Raw genomic sequence first — 14847 nt, 5'->3', positions numbered from 1 at the left:
CGCACGGGCGGTGAGGAGAACTGGCGCAGCAACCCCCACCATCCGTTCCGACCCCGAAGAGGTCGCCATGCTCCTCCGCGTCATCGCCATCGCCCTGTTGGGCGTGTACCTGATCGCGATCGGCCTATGGCCGCCGGCCGCGGCCCCGATCGCCGCCGCTCTTGCCGGCGCCGCCGTGATCGCCGGTCTGATCCCCGGGCCGATCTGGCTCGGCCTCGGCTACCTCGCCTTGCGCAAGGCCCAGCCCGCGCCCGTCGTTGTGGGGGCCGAGTGATGCCGACCTGGATCTTCACCGCCACGTCGCGCACCGGTAAGCCCGTCGACCCGGTCACCAAGGCGCCCACCAACTCGATCGCCGTCTACGACCAGGCCGAACTCAACCGCCGGATCGCCGCCGCGAAGACCGACCCCCGCGACCTGATCGTCACCGTCGAACGCATCGACTAACCCGAGAGGACTGATCCCCGTGAGCAGCTGGCGAGAAGAGCGCCGCGCCGACCTGCGTGAGGAGCGCGCCGAGCAGCGCCGCGACGAGGAACACCGCGCCCAGCTGCGCCGCACCGAACGCCGCGAGAACCGAAAGGAGCAGCGTGAGGAGAAGGCGCAGAAGCGCCGCGACCGCGCCCAGCGTCGTGCCGCCCGCGCGGCCCGACGGGAGAAGGCGCTGACACCGGGCAACGTGTACCGGCGCGGCACGCTCGCTCTCGTCGCCGCCTCCGCGCTCGCCTCACTGCCCGCGCAGGTAGCGCACTTCGTCCGCGTCTCCCTGATGCTGCTGCCCCTGCCGTTCGCGCTGGAGGGCGCCGCCTGGGTGATGGCTGCCGGGGTCGCCTACGCCGACGAGCGCAAGCTCCCAGCGTGGGTGCGGTGGCTGCTGCGTGGCCTGTGTCTGTCCGCCGCCGGCTACGCCGCATGGATCAACTATGGCTACGGGGTGCAGACCTCGCCGTCCGTCGGCTACGGCCTCGCCGCAGTGTCCCTGATGGGCCCGCTGTTCTTCGAGGTCCGCCAGTGGGTCACCACGCTCTCGTTCGACGCGGCGGAGAAGAAGCGGCGGGCCGAGGAGAAGGCGCGTGCCAAGCACGAGAGGCGGCGCCGCAGCCACCACAAGGACGTCGTGCAGCTCGCCGAGCGACTGGTGTCCGCAGCCCCCTACGGCACGCTCGACTTCGAGAAGGCGTTCGCTGCCGCATGGGAGATCTTCTACGGCACAGACACCCCCTGCATGACCCCGGCGCTGCACGCCCAGCAGGTCGCCTCCCGCCGGTCCCTCACCGAGGCGATGGACGAAGCGAACGGGGCGCCGATAAGCGTCCGTGGGCGTCTCCTCACGAGGCTCCACCCAGCCCCCTCAGCGCTGCTCTCAGCGCCTGGATCTTCGCAGGTCGCGTCCGATCTACCCCCCGCCGTCAAGGAGCCACAGAAGGCGGCTCAGAAGGACGGCCGCAAGGCGCCCCCGCCGCACCGTCGCACCAAGGGAGACGCGGTGCCGTTCCACCCCATCGCGAAGAACGAAGCCGCCCGCGAACGCGGCGGTTCCCCCCGGCGCATCCCTGCCGTCAACGGCCACGCCCACTAGGAGATCTGATGGCTACCCCGCTGTACGACGAGCGTCCGACGCTGACCCTGGTCCCGCCGCCCGCCGCAACGCCCGTCTTCAAGGACGAGACCGCCGGCCGGAAGCCGTTGGAATCGGTCCGTAAGGTCGCCGAGCGCACCAACCAGATCGCCTCCGTCGTCCTGCTGCCGCACACCTTCCGCGGCTACCGGCAGCTCGGCCGGCGCTGGCTGGAGCGGTACCACAACCACTACCCGCAGCTGATCGCCGACGCCGACCAGGCCGTGCGTGACGCGGCCGGTGACCCGAACGTGGCAGGCACCTGGAAGCAGAAGGCCGACCGATACCGCGAGGAGTACAAGGAGCACCGCAAGAGCTACCTCACGAAGACCGCAGCCGCAGCCGGCGTGGTCACTGGGGGAGTAGGCGTCGGTGTCGTCACCGGCAGCCTCTGGCTCGACCTGCTGGCCGGCCTCGGCGCCTGGGGCCTCGGAGCCTTCCACGGCCGCAACCGCAGCCAGATCGGCACCGTCGAACTGCCTCAGGACCCGGCCACCCCCCGAGACGAAGCCCAGATCCGCGGCGAAGCCGACCTGATCACCGCGCTCGTCAAAGCCGGCATCATCACCGAAGCGCAGCGCGACGAGACGCACGTCGTCGGCATCATCCAGCCGGCCGGGCCAGGCTGGACCGCCACGATCGAACTGCCCCGCGGCATGAAGGCCGCCGCCGCCACCTCCCGCGCCGAAGAACTCGCCTCCTCGATGAGGGTGAAGAAGTCCCAGATCGAGATGCGGGCCGACACCTCCGAGGACGGCCACGAAGGCCAGGTCGTGCTGTGGGTCGCCAACGAGGCCAACCCCTACGGCTCCAAGCCGGTCCCCTCTCCCCTGCTCACCGCGGACCGCCTGGACTTCTGGCAGTACGGTGTGCCGCTGGGCACTGACGCGCGCGGCGCCCGGCACAGCCTGGAACTGGTGTGGTGCTCCATCCTGCTCGGCGGTCTGCCCGACTACGGCAAGTCTTTCCTGGCCCGCTTGGTGACTGCTGCCGCCGCCCTGGATCCCCACATGACGGTGCACATCGCCACCGGCAAGGCCGGGCCCGACTGGGTCGGCACCAAGCAGTTCGCCCACTCCTACGTCGCCGGCAACACCCCCGAGAAGATCCTCGCCTTCTACAACCTGCTCAACGAACTGATCGCTGACATGCAGCAGATCGGTCAACGCCTGGAGCAGCTATCGGAGGAGCACCCTGAGCGCTGCCCCGAGGGCAAGCTCACTCCGGAACTGGCGAAGGAGTGGAAGCGCGGCCTGACGCTGTTGGTCGTGGATGAGCTGCAGGAGCTGCTGGACGCCGCCGCCATGATGAAGATCAAGACGGACGACGATCCGGACGCCAAGGACCGAGGCCGCAGCGGCAAGGACGTCCTCGTCGAGACGATGGCCCGCTTCGTGCGTGTCAGCCGGTACGTGGGCGGCATGGGCCTGTTCATCACCCAGCGCCCGGACGCCACCAGCGTGCCGACCCTGCTGCGAGAGGTGTGCCGCAAGCGAGCTTGCTTCCGCGTCAAGGGTGCCGAGAGTTCGCGGATGGTCCTCGGCAACGACGCGGTCGCCGCAGGCGCCGCACCGCACATGCTGCTCGACGCGCAGAAGGGCGTCGTCGTCCTGGACCAGGGCGGCGAGGAGGGCCACATCACCCTCAAGACGGACTTCATGACGATCCCCGAGTTCCGGGAGATCTGCATGCGCGGCCGGCAGCTGCGCATCGACGCCGGCACGCTGACCGGTTTCGCCGCCGAGTACGGCAAGAGCGACCAGGCGTCCAAGGGCGCCGAGTTGCTGGCCGACTGCATCGCGGTCCTCGACGCGGACGGTGTGGACCGGGCCCGCACCAAGCGGCTCGTCGAGCTGCTGGCCGCCCACCGTCCTGACCGCTACCAGGAGCTGACCGAGACGGATCTGCAGGCCCGGCTCCGCGCGGCCGATGCGGGCGGAACCCGAAAGCTGGGCCCGCTCGACGGCCTGGCCAACCCGAATGGCTACACCCGCGAGCAGCTCGCCGAGGCCGCCGGTAAGTAGGGCAAACCGCCCGGTCGAGACCCGGTCGGCGAGTGGTCTCGTACCGGTATGACCCGGTATGCCGCCCGGTCGGTTGGAGCCCAGCCCCGGTCAACCGACCGGGTGGACGCGACTTCGACCGGGTGACAGACCACCACAAAAGCCGCAGCGACCGGGCGCCGACCACCCGGCAGACCACCCAAAGCAGGGCAAACCAACCAACACATCAGGCAGGAGACCACTCATGGCCGGACGCACCTGGGAGCCCACCAAGCGGGGCGCCAAGGACCTCAACCGCTTCATCCGCAAGGGCACGACCGTCTACACGATCAACGAGATGGCCACCCGCGTCGCCCGCTACGAGGACAGCCACACCTATACCGCCCACACCTTCGACCGGCAGTCCAGGATCACCGGCGAATGGATGACTGGTCACCTGTCTGTCTCCGGGCTCCTGGGCCAGTGCGGCACCGTCTACGAGCAGCCCCCCGCCGGCATGCGCGACCTCGCCACCCCCGGACGCCAGGTCGCCGGACCGCTCCCCAAGGGCTACGTCGGCCACCTCGACGAGGCCGAACTCCGCGGCCTGGAGAAGCAGGTCGCCGACATGCCCGACCCGAAGAAGCGGCGCTTCGGCCGCTGACCCCGCTCACCACCTACCCGGAGGACTGACGTGCCCACCACCAGCTACGGCTACGACCTCACCATCGGCGACCACACTGACCGCGACGACATCCCCGTCTGCTGCGACAGCGACATGACCGGCCAGGACAAGGACGGCGACTACCGCCGCTACACCTGCGGCGATTGCGCGGCCGTCGTCACGATCGACCCCAGCGGCCTCGTATCCGACATCGCCGACTAACTCTGCCGGGGCGCCCCTCGACGCCTGCCAGCAACCCAGGGGCGCCCCGCCACCCATCCACACGTCACCGCGCAGAAGGCGACCCCACATGACCACGACCACCCGCGCGCCCGCAACCCGCCCCGCCGCCCTCACCCTCGACGACCGGCTCGCCCTCGCCCATCACGAGATGGACGCCCGCCTTAACCAGGCCGCCGTCGCCTACGAGGTCAACACCGCCCACATCCCCGCCGAGCAGCCGGCCGACATCACCGTGCCGCAGCTGCCGCAGACCGCCATCCCCGCGCCGTACCGCACCCCGCTTGCGCAGCTTCTGCACCGGGCCGGCATCCGGCTGCAGACCGACGGCTGGAGTCGCGAAGCCCTCGTCGAAGAGGACGGCCGGCGGTGCCCCATCGGCGCCATCCGTCGCGAGGCCGCCAACCGCGGGCAGGCCGACGACGCCTGCTTCCTCCTCCTCGAAGCCATCAAGCGCCACTGGCAGGCCGAGACCATCCCGTCCTGGAACGCCCAGCAGACCAGCGCCGCCCCCGTCCTCCTCGCCTTCGACCGCGCCGCCGAACTCGCCCACAACCGCAACCTCTAAGGAGATCACCATGCCCAAGCCCAGCAAGGAAGCCATCCAGGAGTACGCCGAGGAGAACCGGCTCCTCGCCGCCTTCCGTCACGCCGAAGCCGCCCTCTATGAGAACGCGGCCCGCGAAGCCGCCGACGGCATCACCCACGAGACGGACGAATACCTGCGGCTCAACCAGGCCGTCATCGACGCCGGCAAGCGGCTCCCCAAGCGGTTCAAGCACCTCAGGAAGGGCTGACTATGGGCATCAGCATCAGCCACGGAGTTCGCGGCCCCCGGTCCGCCCTCACCATCGCCAACCTCGGCCAGCACCTCGCCAACACCCTCACCGGCAGGGAGTGGCGCGAGATCGCCGACCTGTTCGACGGAACCTTCGACGACGTTGCCTCCATCCCGCCGCGCCGAGCTGGCCGCATCGGCGACCTCCTCCACAAAGCAGCCCGGCACCGGCTCATGCCCGCCGACTGGGGCAGCCTCGCCACCGAAATCGGAGACGCCGCCCACCGAGCCGCCCGAGCCCGCCAGAACTGGGAATGGACGTGACTCGCGGCGCGAGCGCCCAGACCGTCAACCAGCAGTAAGGCCAACCGCCGTTGTCAGTGGCGCCTAGGAGAATCAGCAGATGCAGGAACTGACCGTCAATTGCGGGTGCGGGCGAACCATGAGCTTGGACGGGCGAGCCGGCCTCGGCGCCTACCGCTGTGGCTGCGGAACCCGGATACGGATCGCCAGCGCCGCACCCGCATATCGGCAGTGCTGGTTCTCCGGGTGCCCCGAGGGCGCCACCACAGCGGAGCCGCTCCGCTTTTGCGCCGAGCACGAGCGGGAGACCGTCAACCGGCTCGCTCACCTCATCGTCCGCTTCGACTGGGGTGCGGTCCTCGACGCCTCCGTCGCCATCGACGACGTCAACCGGTCCCTCGACAGCTACAGGCAGCCGACTGCCTCCGGCGAGGGCTGGGTGTACTTCATGCGGCGTGAGCGGCTCATCAAGATAGGCACCACACTGAACCCTCGCCGCCGAGCCCAGGAGCTGAACGGCACGATCCTCGCGAAGTGCCTGGGTAGCTACACCGAGGAAGCTCAGCCGCACGCGAAGTTCGCAGACCTCCGGCGGCATGGCGAGTGGTTCGAACCAGGGGCCGATCTGATGCGGCTTATCAACGCGATCCGGGCCGAGCAAGGACTCCCGCCGATCCCCGATTAGGGATCTACTTGCAATAGCCCCTGACCTGCTGTAACACTAGAGGCGCCTGAGCGCATTGCGCCCAAAAACAACACGAGCCCCCGCCCAGAATCGGCGGGGGTTTTCGCATGTCAGGGGGTGTGATGAGCCGCATCTACGACCTCTACCCGAAGGACCTGCTCACCCCCAAGCAGGCAGCCGAGTATGCCGAGGTGAGCGAATCCACCATCCGGCAGTGGGTGCACCGCGGGCTCCTCGAAGCGGCGCTGCCGAGTCAAGGCCGCGGCATCCCGGCGCTGTTCAACCGACCCGACCTCGACGACGTGAAGCGGATCCTCGCCGAACGCGAAGCAGCCCGCGCCGCCTGATCGTCCCGCCGTCCGCTCTCCGTCCCGGACGGCGGGACTCAAACCGCAGGGAGGTGACCATGCCCTTCCCCTCCGGCACCCCCGTGGTCACCCTGACCGGCGCGCTGTCCTCCGCGGTCGCCGGCACCGGCTACGGCGGACAGATCGTTTTTACCCCGAGCGCGATCCTCACCGACGCCACCCGGCACGCCGTATATCCCGGCGGCGGCAAAGTCGACATCATCGACGGCCAGTTCACCGTGCAGCTCATCCCGAACGATGCGGCAGGGATCACCCCAGCCGGATGGCGCTGGTACGTCGACGTCCAACCGTCCCGCGGCAAACGCGCCGCATTCTGGGCAGACATCCACGGCGCCGACGGGGCCACCATCCAGCTCGCCAGTCTCGTGCCCACCCAGGCGCCCGGTGGCGGCACCGTCGGAGCACCCGGCAAGTCGGCCTACGAGATCGCCGTTGAGACCGGCTACACCGGCACCGTCACCCAGTGGCTGGCCTCCCTCGTCGGCCCCCAAGGACCGCAAGGCGACACCGGGCCGAAGGGCGACAAAGGCGACCCCGGAGACCCCGCCACGAACCTCGTGCTGTCGGTCAACGGGCAGATCGGCGCAGTCGACCTCGACGCAGCCGACGTGGGCGCCGACCCCGCAGGCTCCGCTGCCGCAAAAGTCGGCGGACCCGCCACCTCCACCGACAACGCGATAGCCCGCTTCGACGGCGCCACCGGCAAGGTGCTGCAGAACTCCACGGTCACCATCGGCGACGACGGATCCCTCACCATCACCGGCAACCTCACCGATGCCGGTGACCTCCTTGTCCGCGACTCCAACACCGCACCGGCCAAGGGCTACCGGTTCCGGTCGTCAGGCGGCAACCTGGACACCGAGTCCGGTGGCAGCGACTGGTACTGGTCGACGTTCCCGAACGCCGACTTCTCCGGCACCCAGAACACGTACATGCGATGGGAAGCCGGGGCCGCGATCATGCACATCATGGCCGAAGCCCAGTTCAAAGCGGGCCCCTTCGGTGCGCGCGTGCACAGCATCGACGGCGCAGGCAACAAGCTCGGCTTCTACGGAGCCGCCCCTGTCGGCCGGCCCATCGTGAACGGCTCCCGCGGCGGCAATGCAGCCCTCGCCTCTCTCCTCGCCGCCCTCGACCAGGTCGGCCTCATCGACGACCAGACCACCGCCTGACCCAGGAGGCCGCCATGCCGACGAGCATTGCCGAGGGCAAGGACTGGTCCCTCGAACGGTTCACGCGCCACCAGCCCAACACCGTGACCGACGTCGGACCCGGCGAGGGTACTTACGCCAAGCTGCTTCGGCCCGAGCACAAGGGCATCTGGTGGACGGCCATCGAGATCCACAAGCCCTACGTCGCCAAGTACAAGCTGAAGTCGACGAAGACCCGGGCCATGTACGACGAGATCCACATCGAAGACGTCCGCCAGTCCGAGGAGCACCTCTTCCACCGGGACCTCGTCATCTTCGGTGACGTGCTGGAGCACATGCCCCGCGAAGACGCCGTCGCCCTGCTGAACAAGGCGGAAGCGGCCGGCGCGTGGAACATCCTCGTGTCGCTCCCGATCGTTGAAGCCCCTCAGGGCGAGGTCGACGGCAACCCCTACGAGGAGCACGTCCACCACTGGGACGCTGACGACATGGACGGCGTGCTCGCCCAGCTCGGGGGCCGGACCGAGTCGTACCGCGGCGACACGCTCGGGGTGTGGTGGTGGAGCCGGCGCGTGTGAGCGGCCGCCGTTGAGCTCAACTGCCGTTGCGAGTGGGGCAGTTGCTCCACTTTTGGGACGCGTTGGCGGATAGACTGAGACGAAGACCCCGGCGATGGCGGCAACCATCCCGGGGCATGGCCGACCTGAAGAGAGCAGATCGACGTGTCTAAACGTACATGCAGCATCGAGGGCTGCGACAGATCCCACCGTGCTCTGGGGTACTGCAATCGTCACTACCTGAAGTTCAAGCGTTTCGGTGATCCCCTCTTTGCGGCCGAAAGGCCTGAGCGGGAGGTCTGCTCGATAGAGGGCTGTGAAAGCCCATCGCGCGCTCGTGGATGGTGTCTACTGCACTATGGGCGTTGGCGTCAGACGGGGGACCCCCTCAAGCTGAAAGGCCGGCCTCTCGCAGTGCCGAAGCGGTGCGCACACGAAGGGTGCCAGATAGCGGCGAAGAGTCGTGGCCTTTGCCCGACGCACTACAGCAGGCTGCTTCGTACCGGCACGCCGGAGGATAACGGCGGTAAGCGGCAGTGCTCGGTGGACGAATGTGTTAGGCCGCATCGCGCCCGCGGTTACTGCGGCATGCATCTTCAGCGGTACTACAAGTATGGGGAGCCGGGTCCTGCTTTCGCCCTATCGGGGGACGGCACGCCTAGGCGGCAGGGGAACAACGGCTACATCATGGTCATGGTGAAGGGCCGCCGAATCTCCGAACACCGATACGTGATGGAGAAGGCACTCGGGCGACGCCTGACGCGCGACGAGAATGTTCACCACATCAATGGTGACAAGCAGGACAATCGGCTTGAGAACTTGGAGCTGTGGAGCAGCTACCAGCCAGCTGGTCAGCGAGTGGGAGACAAGGTCGCCTGGGCGGTAGAGATACTGCAGCGATACGCCCCAGAGCTCTTGGCGCGGCAGGCCGGGAGGCGAGCGGCATAGGGGGTGACATGTCAGGCCAGTGGCGCGGATCTGATCGACGAGCGAGACTCCCCGGGAACTGGAAGCAGATCCGCGCCCGGGTTCTGGCAAGGGATGTCACCTGCCAGATCTGCGGCGTCAGGCCGAGCACCCACTGCGACCACGTCCAGGCCAAGACCGACGACCACGCAGAGGACCGGCTGCAGGGCGTCTGTGCCACCTGCCACGGACTCAAGTCCAGCAGGGAAGGCAACGACGCCCAGCGCGCAAACCCCCGGCCTGGGCGGAAGTGGCCGCCCGAACCGCACCCCGGACTGAGGTGACCATGCCGCGCTACCTCATCGTCCACCCCCGCGACCAGAAGCGGGACGACGTCCTCGTTGAGGGCGACGACCTGGAGCTGTTCTTCACCGCCGGCTGGGCCGTCATCTCCGACACCAACGGCGTGTGCCTCGCCATCCCCAGCGGGCAAGGAGCGTCCATCCAGCGGGTAGGCGGAGAGCAGGAGCCCGCGCCGCAAGAGGAGTGATCCACTGTGGCAGGTAAGGGACGAGGAAGCCGGAGCAAGCGAGGCGGTGCCGAGACCCTCAGGCGGTACTGGTCCAGCGGGCCCGGCGCCGCCAAGATTCGCTGGGGCACACCCGGTGACTGGACGCGCTGCACACGCCAGCTGCACAAGTACATGGGAGCCAGGGCCAAGGGCTACTGCCAGCTCCTCCACATCAGGGCCACAGGCATGGCCACCAGCACGCACGCCAAGGCCATGCGTGGGGCCACCGCCAGGCGCCGGTAGGGCGGCCGGCCACGGGGCCACGGCACCGAGGGAGGCGCGCATGGATGTCTCCCAAGTGCGGCAGCGTGTGCAGGCCATAGCCGATGCAGCACCGGACTTCGAGGTCCAACACAGCCTGGAAGATGATCTCTTCGCTGACGTGCTTGCGAGCATCGCGATCACGTCGACGGATGATCACGCCAGGGCACTGGCCGGCGTCGCCCTGAAGGCTCGCGAGATCAACTTCGAGCGGGCCTGCGCTTGATCAACCCGGGGGGCGATCCCCCTCCCCCCGATCTTCAGGGATCGGGGCCGTATAGCACCTGACTTTCCGCCCGGGTTTCCTAGGGCGGCCGGCCGCCCTGGTGGCGCGCCATCTGATGATCATGGCTGCGCCCTGGAGGCGGGCCGCTCGCACCGAGACCCTGGAGGTCGACATGGGTGCACGGGGACCTATCGGCAAGCGCTCCGAGGAGCGCATGGGGCACCGCTCCAAGGACGAGAAGGACTCGATCACCAAGGCCCCGTCGGGCCCTCCGGCTGACCTGCCGGACCTGCCGGAGCCCGATCCGCTGTGGCATCCGATCGCGACCGACTGGTACCTGTCGCTGCAGGAGTCGGGGCAGGCCGCGTTCTACCAGCCGTCGGACTGGGCGATGGCCCGGTACGCGGCGGAGCTGATGTCGCGTGGCCTCTCCTCGGACCGGCCGCCGAACGGGCAGTACGTCAGTGCGCTCGACAGCGTGATGGCCCGTCTGCTCACCACCGAGGGGGACCGGCGCCGGGCGCGGATCGAGCTGGAGCGGAAGCCGGCCGGCCCGCAGCTGGCTGCGGTGAAGCCGCTGGATGCCTACCGTGACCTCGCGGGTGGCTGACGAGGAAGTCCCGGAGGTCGTCGCGCCTTTCACGATCGGGCCGACGTGGAAGCGTGGCCCGGACGGGCGGTTCATCCTCCCTGAGTACACGCTGGGCTGGCACTGTCTTGCCTGGACGGCGACCTACCTCCAGCACTACGCCGGGAAACCGTGGCAGTACACCCCTGAGCAGGCCCGCCTGACCTTGTGGTGGTACGCCATGGATCCGGTGACGAACCGGTTCCTGTGGCGGGACGGCGTGCTGCAGAGGTTGAAGGGCTGGGGCAAGGACCCGGTCAAGGCGACCTGGTCGGCATTCGAGTTCGTCGGCCCTTGCCGGTTCGGCGGCATCGCCGACGATGGTAATGAGTGGGGAGTGCCGGCGGGGCAGCCGCTCGGGGTGCAGCATCCGGCGGCCTGGGTGCAGATCGCCGCTGTGTCGCAGGATCAGACGCGGAACACGATGACGCTGTTCCCGTCGATCCTGTCGAAGCGGGCGATTGAGGAGTACCGGATCGATCTCGGCAAGGAGATCATCTATGCCGACAAGGGGCGGGCCCGTATCGAGGCGGTCACCTCGTCGCCGCGGGCCCTGGAGGGCGGCAGGCCGACGTTCACCTCGATGGGGGAGACGCACCACTGGGTGGAGTCGAACGGCGGGCACGAGATGGCCGCGGTCATCGAGCGCAACGCCACCAAGTCGGCGGACGGTCAGGCGCGGACGCTGGCGGACACGAACGCCTACGAGCCCGGTGAGGACAGCGTCGCCGAGCGCACCCGGGAGGCGTTCGAGTCGGCGGAGGCCGGCCGGGCGGCCGATACGGGTCTGTTCTACGACAGCCTGGAGGCTCCGGCCGAGGCGAAGCTGACGGAGGCGTGGATTGAACCGACGCTGCGCGCGGTGCGCGGGGATTCGACGTGGCTGGACATCGAGCGGCTGAAGGCGTCGATCCTCGACGTCCGCAACCCGCCCAGCAGGTCCCGCCGGTTCTGGTTCAACCAGATCGTGGCGGCCGAGGACGCGTTCCTGGCTCGCTATGAGTGGGACGCGAACCCACACGAGGGCCTGGGCCTAGAAGAAGGCGACGAGATCGTCCTGTTCTTCGACGGCTCCAAGAGTGACGACGCCACCGGCCTGGTCGGCTGTCGCCTGTCGGACGGCTTCGTGACGACGCTCGGCGTGTGGCAGCGGCCGGCGAACTGGCCCGGCGACCGGCCGTGGCGGGTGCCGCGCGAGGAGGTGGACGGTGTCGTCGACCAGGTCTTCGCCCGCTACAAGCCTCTCGCGTTCTTCGCCGACCCGGGCGCCGGCCAGGATGACGCGGACGGCGAGCGCTACTGGGACGGCTACATCGACGCGTGGGCGCAGCGGTACGGCAAGCGGCTGAAGCTGAAGGCGGTGGCTTCCGGGCATGGCCAGCACGCGGTGATGTGGGACATGCGAGACCGGCGCCGGCAGCAGGCGTTCACCGAGGCGGTGGACCGCTTCTACCGGGACGTGCTGGAGCGACAGGTCCCGCACGACGGCCACAAGATGCTGCGGCAGCACATCTCGAACGCCCGGCGCCGCACGAACGCGTGGGGCTACACGATCGGCAAGGAGCACCGTGAGTCGGCCCGGAAGGTCGACTTGGCGGTGTGCGCGATCGGCGCGCGGATGCTGCGCCGCATGGTCATGAACTCTCCGGCTTGGGCGAAGCGCTCGCGGGCGCGCGGTAAGGGAAGGGTGGTGGTGTTGCGGTGACGATGGCCATCCCTGAACTTCCGTTGCTGACGCTGTCGGACGACGAACGGCAACTGCTGACCACCCTCCGGACCGATCTGCTCGGCTGTCGGTTCAAGCTGGAGCTGCTGGACGCCTACTTCAACGGTGAGCAGATCGTCCGCGACCTCGGCATCAGCATTCCGCCGCAGTTGCAGCGCCTGCATACCGTGATCGGCTGGCCGCGGATCGGTGTGGAGTCCCTGGAGCAGCGCCTGGACCTGGAGGCGTTCCGCTGGGCGGACGGCTCGGACTCCTCCGACCTGGAGGAGATCGCCGAGTCGAACGACCTGTACGACGAGTCGAGCCTGGCCCACCTGGACGCGCTCACCTACGGCCGCGAGTACGTGGCCGTAGGGTCGGGCGAGGAGGGCGATCCGCCGCTCATCACATTCGAAAGCCCCCTGGACATGACGATGTTCTGGGACGCACGGCTGCGGATGGCGACGGCGGCCCTGCGGGAGTCCGTCGAGGACGGCGTGCGGATCGCGACGCTGTACTTGCAAGATCAGACGGTGTACGCGGCGGAGACCACCGATGGCTGGGAGGTCTTCGACCGGGACCTGCACAACCTGGGCATGGTGCCGGTGCTGCGCATGGCGAATCGGCAGCGCACCGCTGACCGCGTCGGCAGGTCGGAGATCACGCCCGAGGTCATGGCGATCACGGACGCGGCCTGCCGGCGGCTGATGGGTATCGAGGTGGCTGCCGAGTTCTTCGGGGCCCCGCAGCGCTACATCCTCGGGGCCTCCGAGTCGGCATTTCAGGACGCGGAGGGCAACACCAAGTCGGCCTGGGAGACGTACATCGGCCGCGTGCTGGCGTTGGAGCGGGACGAGAACGGCGACGTGCCGACGGTGGGCGCGTTCACCGCCCATGACCCGTCCGGCCAGACGAAGATCATCGACCTGTATGCGCGGATCATGGCATCGCAGCTCGGTGTGGCTCCGCACGTTCTCGGCTACACCAGCGACAACCCCGCTTCGGCGGATGCCATCCGATACGCGGACAACACGCAGATCAAGAAGGCCGAGCGGCGGATCCGACGCTTCTCGGCGACGCACCGGGACGCGATGCGGCTGGCACTGTGGTTCCGCGACGGCGAGCCGCCGCCGAAGGAACGCCGCATCGAGACGGTGTGGCGGAACCCGGCGACGCCCACTCTCGCCGCCCAGGTGGATGCGGCTGCGAAGCTGGTACAGACCGGCATCCTGCCCGCGGACTCGGATGTGGTCCTGGAGATGGTGGGGCTGACCGAGGACCAGCGGCGCCGGGTCGCGATTGACCGGCGGCGTAGCGCAGGCGCTGCGGCCGGCGGCCAACTGATGGACCGCCTGGCCGCGCTCGGCGGCCAGAGCACCCCGCTACCCGCTACGGCGGAGGTGACCGGTGGCGACGACGGTCTCGGACAGCAGTGACGCCGCGGGCCGGTACCGGGCCGCCCAGCTCGGGCTGACCCGGCTACTCATTCGGGACGTCCGCGGTCTTCGCCGTCTGATCCTGCCCTCGCGGCTGAGGGAATCAGTGCCGGACTGGCTGGCAGCGATGAACGCGGTCGTCGAGCAGTACGCCCGAACCTCTTCGCATCTGGCCGCCGATTTCTATGACGCGCAGCGTGAAGCGGCCGGCGTGCCGGGAGTCTTCACCGTGCCGGTCGTTGAACCGCCGCCGCAGGAGCAGACGGAGGCGTCACTGCGGTGGGCGACGAAGGATCTGTGGCCGCGGGACCCGGATGACCCGCAGATCACGGACGCGCAGCAACAGCCGATGGATGTGCGGCTGGCGCAGGCGGAGAAGAAGTCCGAGCAGGTGGCGCAGAAGCTCGTTGCTGACACGGGCCGGGGCACCGTCCAGGAGGCGGTGCGGCAGGACCGGCAGGCCACGGCATGGGCGCGCTCGGCGGCCTTGGGCGCGTGCGCGTTCTGCAAGCTCCTGGCCGCTCGCGGCGCGGTGTACAAGCAGGACACAGCAGATTTCCGGGCGCACGACGGCTGCCACTGCGGCGTGATCCCGGTGTTCAAGGGGCAGCAGTTCGAACTGTCCCCGCAGGCGCGTGAGTGGGAGCGGATCTACCGCGAGTACGCGGCCCTTCACTCCGGTGACCAGCTCAGGCGGTTCCGTCTGGCGCTGGCCGAGCACGACAGCAATCCGCTGCCGGGCTCGAACTGACCACCCGTGGCTGCCCT

The 14847-nt window shown here is 68.9% G+C and carries 20 protein-coding genes; all 20 read left to right on the top strand.

Annotated features, from left to right (window positions below):
* The first annotated feature begins 67 nt into the window (after positions 1 to 67).
* On the top strand, positions 68 to 274 hold the full coding sequence (locus ACGFRF_RS02750) for a hypothetical protein (protein ID WP_393736488.1): 207 nt from the start codon (positions 68 to 70) through the stop codon (positions 272 to 274).
* Positions 274 to 447 carry a hypothetical protein gene (locus ACGFRF_RS02745; RefSeq protein ID WP_393736487.1) on the top strand — a complete coding sequence of 58 codons (174 nt, stop codon included), beginning with the start codon at positions 274 to 276 and terminating at the stop codon, positions 445 to 447. The genes ACGFRF_RS02750 and ACGFRF_RS02745 overlap by 1 nt, the downstream gene beginning before the upstream one ends.
* A gap of 19 nt (positions 448 to 466) precedes the next feature.
* The gene (locus tag ACGFRF_RS02740; protein ID WP_393736485.1) at positions 467 to 1579 is read left to right on the top strand and encodes a hypothetical protein; all 1113 of its coding nucleotides are present in this window, start codon (positions 467 to 469) and stop codon (positions 1577 to 1579) included.
* Between the two features lie 8 nt (positions 1580 to 1587).
* Positions 1588 to 3642, top strand: a complete 2055-nt coding sequence (locus ACGFRF_RS02735; protein ID WP_393736483.1) for a hypothetical protein — start codon at positions 1588 to 1590, stop codon at positions 3640 to 3642.
* Between the two features lie 223 nt (positions 3643 to 3865).
* Positions 3866 to 4264 carry a hypothetical protein gene (locus ACGFRF_RS02730; RefSeq protein ID WP_393736481.1) on the top strand — a complete coding sequence of 133 codons (399 nt, stop codon included), beginning with the start codon at positions 3866 to 3868 and terminating at the stop codon, positions 4262 to 4264.
* A 30-nt stretch (positions 4265 to 4294) separates the two neighbouring features.
* A complete protein-coding gene (locus ACGFRF_RS02725) occupies positions 4295 to 4486 on the top strand; it encodes a hypothetical protein (protein WP_393736480.1) in 192 nt (63 codons plus the stop codon).
* Positions 4487 to 4574: 88 nt separating this feature from the next.
* Positions 4575 to 5072: a hypothetical protein gene (locus tag ACGFRF_RS02720; protein ID WP_393736478.1), complete on the top strand. Its 498-nt coding sequence runs from the start codon at positions 4575 to 4577 to the stop codon at positions 5070 to 5072.
* A 10-nt stretch (positions 5073 to 5082) separates the two neighbouring features.
* Positions 5083 to 5301, top strand: coding sequence for a hypothetical protein (locus ACGFRF_RS02715; RefSeq protein ID WP_393736476.1), 219 nt, complete (start codon positions 5083 to 5085; stop codon positions 5299 to 5301).
* Between the two features lie 2 nt (positions 5302 to 5303).
* Positions 5304 to 5606 (top strand): hypothetical protein, encoded by a 303-nt coding sequence (locus tag ACGFRF_RS02710; RefSeq protein ID WP_393736474.1) that lies wholly within the window; start codon positions 5304 to 5306, stop codon positions 5604 to 5606.
* Between the two features lie 79 nt (positions 5607 to 5685).
* Positions 5686 to 6270, top strand: a complete 585-nt coding sequence (locus tag ACGFRF_RS02705) for a GIY-YIG nuclease family protein (RefSeq protein WP_393736472.1) — start codon at positions 5686 to 5688, stop codon at positions 6268 to 6270.
* Positions 6271 to 6392: 122 nt separating this feature from the next.
* Positions 6393 to 6617: a helix-turn-helix domain-containing protein gene (locus tag ACGFRF_RS02700; RefSeq protein WP_393736470.1), complete on the top strand. Its 225-nt coding sequence runs from the start codon at positions 6393 to 6395 to the stop codon at positions 6615 to 6617.
* Positions 6618 to 6676: 59 nt separating this feature from the next.
* On the top strand, positions 6677 to 7810 hold the full coding sequence (locus ACGFRF_RS02695) for a hypothetical protein (RefSeq protein ID WP_393736468.1): 1134 nt from the start codon (positions 6677 to 6679) through the stop codon (positions 7808 to 7810).
* Positions 7811 to 7824: 14 nt separating this feature from the next.
* Positions 7825 to 8367: a class I SAM-dependent methyltransferase gene (locus ACGFRF_RS02690; protein WP_393736466.1), complete on the top strand. Its 543-nt coding sequence runs from the start codon at positions 7825 to 7827 to the stop codon at positions 8365 to 8367.
* Between the two features lie 567 nt (positions 8368 to 8934).
* Positions 8935 to 9294 carry an HNH endonuclease gene (locus tag ACGFRF_RS02685; protein WP_393736464.1) on the top strand — a complete coding sequence of 120 codons (360 nt, stop codon included), beginning with the start codon at positions 8935 to 8937 and terminating at the stop codon, positions 9292 to 9294.
* 304 nt (positions 9295 to 9598) lie between these two features.
* Positions 9599 to 9802: a hypothetical protein gene (locus tag ACGFRF_RS02680; RefSeq protein WP_393736462.1), complete on the top strand. Its 204-nt coding sequence runs from the start codon at positions 9599 to 9601 to the stop codon at positions 9800 to 9802.
* 304 nt (positions 9803 to 10106) lie between these two features.
* Positions 10107 to 10310 carry a hypothetical protein gene (locus ACGFRF_RS02675; protein ID WP_393736460.1) on the top strand — a complete coding sequence of 68 codons (204 nt, stop codon included), beginning with the start codon at positions 10107 to 10109 and terminating at the stop codon, positions 10308 to 10310.
* A gap of 121 nt (positions 10311 to 10431) precedes the next feature.
* Positions 10432 to 10920 carry a hypothetical protein gene (locus ACGFRF_RS02670; RefSeq protein ID WP_393736458.1) on the top strand — a complete coding sequence of 163 codons (489 nt, stop codon included), beginning with the start codon at positions 10432 to 10434 and terminating at the stop codon, positions 10918 to 10920.
* Positions 10913 to 12643, top strand: coding sequence for a terminase (locus ACGFRF_RS02665; protein WP_393736456.1), 1731 nt, complete (start codon positions 10913 to 10915; stop codon positions 12641 to 12643). The genes ACGFRF_RS02670 and ACGFRF_RS02665 overlap by 8 nt, the downstream gene beginning before the upstream one ends.
* A gap of 2 nt (positions 12644 to 12645) precedes the next feature.
* Complete coding sequence (locus ACGFRF_RS02660) at positions 12646 to 14079, top strand: phage portal protein (protein ID WP_393736454.1); 1434 nt, start codon at positions 12646 to 12648, stop codon at positions 14077 to 14079.
* Positions 14051 to 14830 carry a hypothetical protein gene (locus ACGFRF_RS02655; protein ID WP_393736452.1) on the top strand — a complete coding sequence of 260 codons (780 nt, stop codon included), beginning with the start codon at positions 14051 to 14053 and terminating at the stop codon, positions 14828 to 14830. Before ACGFRF_RS02660 ends, ACGFRF_RS02655 begins: the two co-directional genes overlap by 29 nt.
* The last annotated feature ends 17 nt before the right edge of the window (positions 14831 to 14847 follow it).

Origin of the sequence: Streptomyces sp. NPDC048521, from assembly GCF_043199855.1 — a bacterium.
GTDB lineage: Bacteria > Actinomycetota > Actinomycetes > Streptomycetales > Streptomycetaceae > Streptomyces.
Note: the sequence above shows the minus strand (reverse complement) of the source record. Positions and strands in the feature narration are given on the sequence as shown.

Excerpts from the sequence above, each read along its gene's own strand:
- ACGFRF_RS02750 (WP_393736488.1), top strand. The coding sequence starts at position 68 with ATGCTCCTCCGCGTCATCGCCATCGCCCTGTTGGGCGTGTACCTGATC.
- ACGFRF_RS02745 (WP_393736487.1), top strand. The coding sequence starts at position 274 with ATGCCGACCTGGATCTTCACCGCCACGTCGCGCACCGGTAAGCCCGTC.
- ACGFRF_RS02735 (WP_393736483.1), top strand. The coding sequence starts at position 1,588 with ATGGCTACCCCGCTGTACGACGAGCGTCCGACGCTGACCCTGGTCCCG.
- ACGFRF_RS02730 (WP_393736481.1), top strand. The coding sequence starts at position 3,866 with ATGGCCGGACGCACCTGGGAGCCCACCAAGCGGGGCGCCAAGGACCTC.
- ACGFRF_RS02720 (WP_393736478.1), top strand. The coding sequence starts at position 4,575 with ATGACCACGACCACCCGCGCGCCCGCAACCCGCCCCGCCGCCCTCACC.
- ACGFRF_RS02715 (WP_393736476.1), top strand. The coding sequence starts at position 5,083 with ATGCCCAAGCCCAGCAAGGAAGCCATCCAGGAGTACGCCGAGGAGAAC.
- ACGFRF_RS02710 (WP_393736474.1), top strand. The coding sequence starts at position 5,304 with ATGGGCATCAGCATCAGCCACGGAGTTCGCGGCCCCCGGTCCGCCCTC.
- ACGFRF_RS02705 (WP_393736472.1), top strand. The coding sequence starts at position 5,686 with ATGCAGGAACTGACCGTCAATTGCGGGTGCGGGCGAACCATGAGCTTG.
- ACGFRF_RS02700 (WP_393736470.1), top strand. The coding sequence starts at position 6,393 with ATGAGCCGCATCTACGACCTCTACCCGAAGGACCTGCTCACCCCCAAG.
- ACGFRF_RS02695 (WP_393736468.1), top strand. The coding sequence starts at position 6,677 with ATGCCCTTCCCCTCCGGCACCCCCGTGGTCACCCTGACCGGCGCGCTG.
- ACGFRF_RS02690 (WP_393736466.1), top strand. The coding sequence starts at position 7,825 with ATGCCGACGAGCATTGCCGAGGGCAAGGACTGGTCCCTCGAACGGTTC.
- ACGFRF_RS02685 (WP_393736464.1), top strand. The coding sequence starts at position 8,935 with ATGCATCTTCAGCGGTACTACAAGTATGGGGAGCCGGGTCCTGCTTTC.
- ACGFRF_RS02680 (WP_393736462.1), top strand. The coding sequence starts at position 9,599 with ATGCCGCGCTACCTCATCGTCCACCCCCGCGACCAGAAGCGGGACGAC.
- ACGFRF_RS02675 (WP_393736460.1), top strand. The coding sequence starts at position 10,107 with ATGGATGTCTCCCAAGTGCGGCAGCGTGTGCAGGCCATAGCCGATGCA.
- ACGFRF_RS02670 (WP_393736458.1), top strand. The coding sequence starts at position 10,432 with ATGGCTGCGCCCTGGAGGCGGGCCGCTCGCACCGAGACCCTGGAGGTC.
- ACGFRF_RS02660 (WP_393736454.1), top strand. The coding sequence starts at position 12,646 with ATGGCCATCCCTGAACTTCCGTTGCTGACGCTGTCGGACGACGAACGG.